7 protein-coding genes and 2 pseudogenes are annotated in these 5571 nt (G+C 40.4%); 1 reads left to right on the top strand and 8 read right to left on the bottom strand.

Annotated elements, in window-relative coordinates; genetic code table 11:
• Window positions 1-215: 215 nt before the first annotated feature.
• On the top strand, window positions 216-386 hold the full coding sequence (locus HPY74_19450; GenBank protein NSW92784.1) for a hypothetical protein: 171 nt from the start codon (window positions 216-218) through the stop codon (window positions 384-386).
• A gap of 138 nt (window positions 387-524) precedes the next feature.
• On the opposite strand, the gene HPY74_19445 is transcribed toward HPY74_19450, so the two are convergent.
• The 8 genes and pseudogenes from HPY74_19445 to HPY74_19410 all read right to left on the bottom strand — a co-directional run.
• Window positions 525-1598 (bottom strand): Fic family protein, encoded by a 1074-nt coding sequence (locus HPY74_19445; GenBank protein NSW92783.1) that lies wholly within the window; start codon window positions 1596-1598, stop codon window positions 525-527.
• Window positions 1599-1728: 130 nt separating this feature from the next.
• Window positions 1729-2208 (bottom strand): hypothetical protein, encoded by a 480-nt coding sequence (locus tag HPY74_19440; protein NSW92782.1) that lies wholly within the window; start codon window positions 2206-2208, stop codon window positions 1729-1731.
• The gene (locus HPY74_19435) at window positions 2162-2500 is read right to left on the bottom strand and encodes a VRR-NUC domain-containing protein (protein NSW92781.1); all 339 of its coding nucleotides are present in this window, start codon (window positions 2498-2500) and stop codon (window positions 2162-2164) included. Before HPY74_19435 ends, HPY74_19440 begins: the two co-directional genes overlap by 47 nt.
• A 151-nt stretch (window positions 2501-2651) precedes the next feature.
• A pseudogene (locus HPY74_19430) lies at window positions 2652-2843 on the bottom strand (hypothetical protein).
• A 3-nt stretch (window positions 2844-2846) separates the two neighbouring features.
• Window positions 2847-3812: pseudogene (locus tag HPY74_19425) on the bottom strand (phage tail protein).
• A 47-nt stretch (window positions 3813-3859) separates the two neighbouring features.
• Window positions 3860-4078 (bottom strand): toxin-antitoxin system, antitoxin component, PHD family protein, encoded by a 219-nt coding sequence (locus tag HPY74_19420; protein ID NSW92780.1) that lies wholly within the window; start codon window positions 4076-4078, stop codon window positions 3860-3862.
• Window positions 4079-4156: 78 nt separating this feature from the next.
• On the bottom strand, window positions 4157-5104 hold the full coding sequence (locus HPY74_19415; protein NSW92779.1) for a nucleotidyl transferase AbiEii/AbiGii toxin family protein: 948 nt from the start codon (window positions 5102-5104) through the stop codon (window positions 4157-4159).
• A partial coding sequence (locus tag HPY74_19410; GenBank protein ID NSW92778.1) for a transcriptional regulator occupies window positions 5097-5571 on the bottom strand: 475 nt, incomplete at its 5' end. The genes HPY74_19410 and HPY74_19415, both read right to left, overlap by 8 nt.

Below are 5571 nucleotides of genomic sequence, written 5' to 3'. Positions count from 1 at the left end.
GTGGAAAATTTTATGTTTTTATAATGAAAGATAATCTTAATTTTGAAATTATTGTGACTGAAAATATACTTTTAAAAGGTGTTTTAAAGATTTTTAATCGTAAAATTATATACAACGCAAATTGCTTTATATAGCAAAACATTTGTTCTTTTCGACAATATATAGTATAATGGTAATAGGTGCCAGCCTAACATTTTTGAAGGAGGTTGATGCCCATGGCAAAAAATACCGGAGATAATTACAGACATGGTGCTGTAGATAATCGTTCACAGGTTCACAATCCTAAGACCGACCTTTGGATTAAACGTGATTCCGATACAGGCCGGTTCATGGATGTCAAAACCAGTCCAAACGACCCCTTTAAAGGCGTCCGTAAGGAAAAATAACCCCTGCAGGCTGGCACCTAAAATAAAAACTCCCGGCAGTAATACTAAGAGTTATATTTATACTTTTTCAGTTTAAATTTTAGCATAGAAAGAAGGACATGTCACTGGCACTTTACTGTACTTTCACTGTACTTTTGCCTATTTCTCCATACCGGCTTGTTGTACAACTTCAAACAATCGCGTGTTAAGATATATTCTCTCTTTGCCAATTTTTTGCGACACTAAAAAACCTGTTTCTTCCAATGACGATAAATATGCTGAAGCAGTCTTTCTTGAAACATTAAGTCCTTTTTTAATATATACAATTTTGGTATAAAATTCGTAAAACAGCAAGTCTACCAGTTCTCTTGAATATATTTTAGGTAAAACATCTTTGATATCTTCAGCTGTCTTTTCCACAACATTATTTATCCTCTTTACAAGCAATAATGTTTCTTCAGCAGTTAGCTCTATACCCTCTAATATAAACAGTATCCATTCTTCCCAGCCGCCTTTTGTCCGGACCTCCTGCAGCAACCTATAATATGCTGATTTATTCCGGATTATATATTTGCTGAGATAAAGTATAGGGCTATCCAATAATTCTTTCAGGATAAGATACAATACATTTATAATTCTTCCTGTTCTTCCATTGCCGTCATAAAACGGATGTATCGTCTCAAACTGGTAATGAATGACCGCTAACTTAATAAGAGGATCAACGTTGTCATAATCGTCGTTTATGTATTTTTCAAGGTTGCTCATAAGAGCTAGTATTTCCTTTTCTCCGCTTGGAGGAGTGTACACCACTTCCCCGGTCGCTTCATTTTTCAGTACAGTACCCGGAAGTTTTCTTATCCCGGCACGATTTTTTTCAATTAATTGCTGAATTTCAACAATCATATTGGTTGTCAGGATTTTTTTCTCCTTAACAAGCTCATAACCATGCCAAAGCGCAGTTCTGTAGTTTATAACCTCTTTTGCTGCCGGGTTGTTATAATTCTCCTGAGACATAGCTTTAAATAATTCATCATGTGTTGTTATAATATTCTCAATTTCGGAACTGTCTTTAGCTTCATTGATAGTTACAGCATTTATAAGAATATTTTTATTTGGTATCATATCCGCAAAACCTTTGAGTTCTGCCAATGCTCTATGGGACCTTAAAAGTTGTTTCAATACTCTCTTTGTTTCAAGCTCTGCTTCTGGTGGCAAAAGCTTTACATCAGCCATATGAATCACTCCTTATGCCTATATTATATGCGTAATCTTTTCCTATTTCAATATAACATAGGTAAAAAATAAAAAAAATTACCCACGTTTTTATAACATGAGTAATTTCTTCCCATATTTCAACTTAAGTTTAAATAACAGCTCTCTTTCCGTCAAACACCGCCACAAGCCCTTCAACAGCAATTTTTCTATACCTATTGAGTGTCCGCTCACTTATTGCATATTTATCGCAAACTTTACTCCATGTCATTTCGTTAAAATATAAATCCTTTATTGCATCTCTAATCTTCCTGTCAAGTCCGTTCACATAGTGCTCAAGCTTCATAATTTCAAATTCAGCCGCCCTGATTTCCTTCACAATTTCCACTCTCGCATTATTGTTCATTCTCTGCATATACTGCCGGAAAATCAAGGCTATACGGGCAGTTTTGTCAGATATGCCGCCAGTGTCTACTTTTTCTCCTACCGGCTGCTTAAAGCAGAGAGCCTCTATTGTCTCGTCCTCGGTGATATTTTGAAGATGCTCCAATTCGAATTTCAGGTATTCTATGTCCTTTTTTATCCTATTGTAATTTTTGAGAAGGTATTCCACATATTCTTTTGTCTCCATTAAAGGTCCCTTCCTGTAAAGCATTTAATAGTTCAATAACTTCTTTCATCAAGTTAACCTTAGCTGCCACACCACCAGCACGTTCAATGTGTTTCAGAGTAATTTCTTGCAACTTCGTCAATTTGCCTCCGGGCTTTTTTACCTCGATTCCAATAAACCTGCCTTGTAAGCATACGATAATGTCCGGCAATCTGGCAGTGCCATACATCCCGCCATGCTCCTTCCAGGCAAAGCACCCGTCAAGGTTTTTCAAATATGCCAGTATTTCTTTCACAATTTTCTGCTCCTGCATTAAAGCCACACCCCATTTTTGTGTTTTTGTAACCTGTTTTTTGTCCTGATGTAACCTGTGTTTAAAATCTTGAAATCCTTGTCAATACTGAATTTGGCACCTTGTAACCTGTGTAACCTGTTTTTCGAGATATACCCCCAAGACTTATAAAAATTGGCTGGCCGGGTCCTTGGCGGGTATTGAATATGGGTATATACATCTGCCCGACCGAATAGGTGGTAGGGTTAATCCAGCCGCCTACAACAATCCTCTTGCCCAGATTGATGAAAAAGGTTCCGTCGTTTTCTGCTATAAGGTGGGTCTTTTCCGACGTGGGATTAACAATGTTTTGTCTGAAATACCGATTGTCCAACAGCCCCTGCACGATGGTGACGACCGCTTGCACCGCTGCGGGAACCAGTTCCGGCAGCAGGCTCAGGAGAGTTTCGAGTACCTGCGAGAACAATTCCGTCACGGTTTGCAGCAACATGGGAAGCAGATCCCCGACCGCTGAGAGGATCGCGCCCGTCGCCGCAGGCAGGGTGGCCACGATATTCTCCAAAACCGGCACGATATTTTTCACAACCGCCTGGAAGGCGTCCACAAGATTTTGCGTGAGGTTCGTCATGTCGGCGTTCGCGTTGCCGAGTCCCGCCGTGAACGAACCGAGGGCGGCCTGCAAAAGGCCGATGGAGCCGCTGATGGTCTGGGTAGATTCTCTTGCGAAGTTGCCTGCGTGCTACTCAGTGTTTTCAAAGAACATCTGCATGGCGTTCTCAGCCTTTTCGGCATTGATGGCGCTGGCCCAGGTGAAGTCCAGCCTCTTCGCAAGGGCGTAGACCTCAATGCTGGTGGCGTTCATGGCGACACCCAGATTATCCATCATGGTGAAGTTGCCCTTGGCTGCTCCGGCGACGGATTCCATGGCGGTCTGCATGTCGATGCCCATGACCGATGCCATATCCGCCGCCCGCTGCATGGCCTTCTCAGTAAGCTCCAGGTTTTTTTGCTGTTCGATGCCGGAGCTCTGGAACAGCGCGCCCATCTTGTTGGCGGTGGCAAGATACTCGGATTGGGACAGGCCGAGGTTTTTGTAAGTTTCTTCCCCCGTTTTTTGGATACGCGCGGCGTATTCGCCGAACACGGCTTCCGAACCGCCAAGGTTCTGCTCCAGCTCGCCGAACTGCTCCACAACCTCTTTCCCCAGCTTGACGGCAGCCGCGCCTGCCGCGACCGCCGCAGCGCCCATGGCCGCACCGACGCCTTTTAGGACGCCGCCTAGCTTTTCAAATTTCAGACCGGATCTTTCGGCTTCGTCGCCACTTTCCTTCAGTGTAAGGCGCAGCGAATAAAATAGGTAATAAGTTCGCTATATTATACTTATGTTGCACTATCTTTTTCTCGCCCTACATCTTCTATGATACCATCCAGATATTTATCCAACTCCTCAGGATTGCAGTCCTCGTGGCCATCCAAGCGGTCCTGTTCCACTCCCAGCAATTCCTCCCGCAGCTTCAGCTTTTCATATTCTTCTTTAAACACTTCATCTTTCATTAAAAGCTCTTTCACTTCCGAATGTTTTGCTCCTGCTTTGCTCACCTTTACCCCTCCTTTACTTGTTCCTAAAGGTTGCTGTAATTCCGCAATTCTTCTCTCATACTAAACCTAATTTTCATCTCACTGTCTGATCTTCCACAATGCCATTGAGTGTGATTTGATGCGACAAATAATATCAGCATCATCGAACAGCAGCTCCGGCTTATACTCTTTTGCTTCAAACTGCTCCAAGAATTCCTGTTCCTGAGGTGTTAATGCCATTAATTCTGAAATATATTCCTTTACGGGCTTTTTAGCTGAATCCAAGTCAAATAGATCATGTTTGGTTAACACCGGAAACAAATCAGTCCTGATTTTATATTTTGTAATGCCATCAATAGCCCCTGTATCAAAGCTTTTATTTATTTCCTTGGCTGATATTGCAGCGTAAAATACCACACATTTTCTGAGAAGCTGTTCTTCACTTTCATCAAACAGCCTAAACTTAATCATATTATAAACATCATATAAATCTCGTGCCGCAGCCCTGCTTATGAGCGCATTATTAATCTTGCTACCGAAAATCTCAAGAGCATTAAGGCAATTCAGATTATATTCACTTTCAAAGTGTTCTGTAATAATTTTCATTTCTTGTACCGGAAAAATATGCATTCTTAAAGAATAGTTAATTTCTATCTTAATGGTATCTTTGTTGCCAACGCAATTAACATACTCATAAATCCAGGAATCAAGACTGTGAGGTGTTTTTGTTTTGGGGCTGAGCCTGTAACCGTTAAGCGTCATAAATTTTGCAAGAGCTGTGTTTATCACCATTCTGTTTTGCAGCATTTCTTCTTTGCTGTCATTTCCTAAATAATCAAGGTCAATATCTATAGACAATCTCGGAAGATTAAATATTGTTAAATTTATTGCAGTTCCACCTTTTAAAGCTAATTTACCCTTCAATATTGGATCACTGTTTATATATTCTAAGATATCCGCTAAACGATACACCTTTTCCAATGTATCCCGGATAAATCCGAATTTGGACGCTCTTTGAGAAATATAGTTTTTGTCATAGTTATACAAGGGGCATCCCTCCCTGCTCTACAATTTGAAAAATACCCTCTGGAACAACCAATCTCCATTGACTATTGTATTTGTTGCTTTCTTTCGTTAAATATCTGGTGCTTTTCCCGATTTTACTTTTACAGTAATCTATAAATTCTTCGGAAATATGCAGCTGATCTTTATAGTGTTCCAGTATAAACCCTGTTTTCTGATATAAAAACTGCATTTCATAAGCAGACAAATACTTGATTAATTGATCCTCATCTAAATAAGGGATAGAAGTGATGCAATTTAGAAGTTCTTCCAGTCCTCCTATTTTGTCAAAATCCTTTATGCTATCGACTACAGTACGCTCTAACGAAGTAATCCGAATCCCCTTTGTGTTTTTTGGAGAGATTACTCCCAAATCAAATTTTGAAGGAACATATTTATAAGTTATACCTTCAAATTCAAAATCAGAAAATCTTTTCGAAGAGGATACATAT

This window comes from Bacillota bacterium, from assembly GCA_013314855.1.
Taxonomy (GTDB): domain Bacteria; phylum Bacillota; class Clostridia; order Acetivibrionales; family DUMC01; genus Ch48.
The sequence above is the reverse complement of the archived record's forward strand: the minus strand, read 5'-3'. Positions and strand labels throughout refer to the sequence as shown.

Coding starts and splice junctions, on each gene's coding strand:
- HPY74_19450 (NSW92784.1), top strand. CDS start 216: ATGGCAAAAAATACCGGAGATAATTACAGACATGGTGCTGTAGATAAT.
- HPY74_19445 (NSW92783.1), bottom strand. CDS start 1,598: ATGGCTGATGTAAAGCTTTTGCCACCAGAAGCAGAGCTTGAAACAAAG.
- HPY74_19440 (NSW92782.1), bottom strand. CDS start 2,208: ATGGAGACAAAAGAATATGTGGAATACCTTCTCAAAAATTACAATAGG.
- HPY74_19435 (NSW92781.1), bottom strand. CDS start 2,500: ATGCAGGAGCAGAAAATTGTGAAAGAAATACTGGCATATTTGAAAAAC.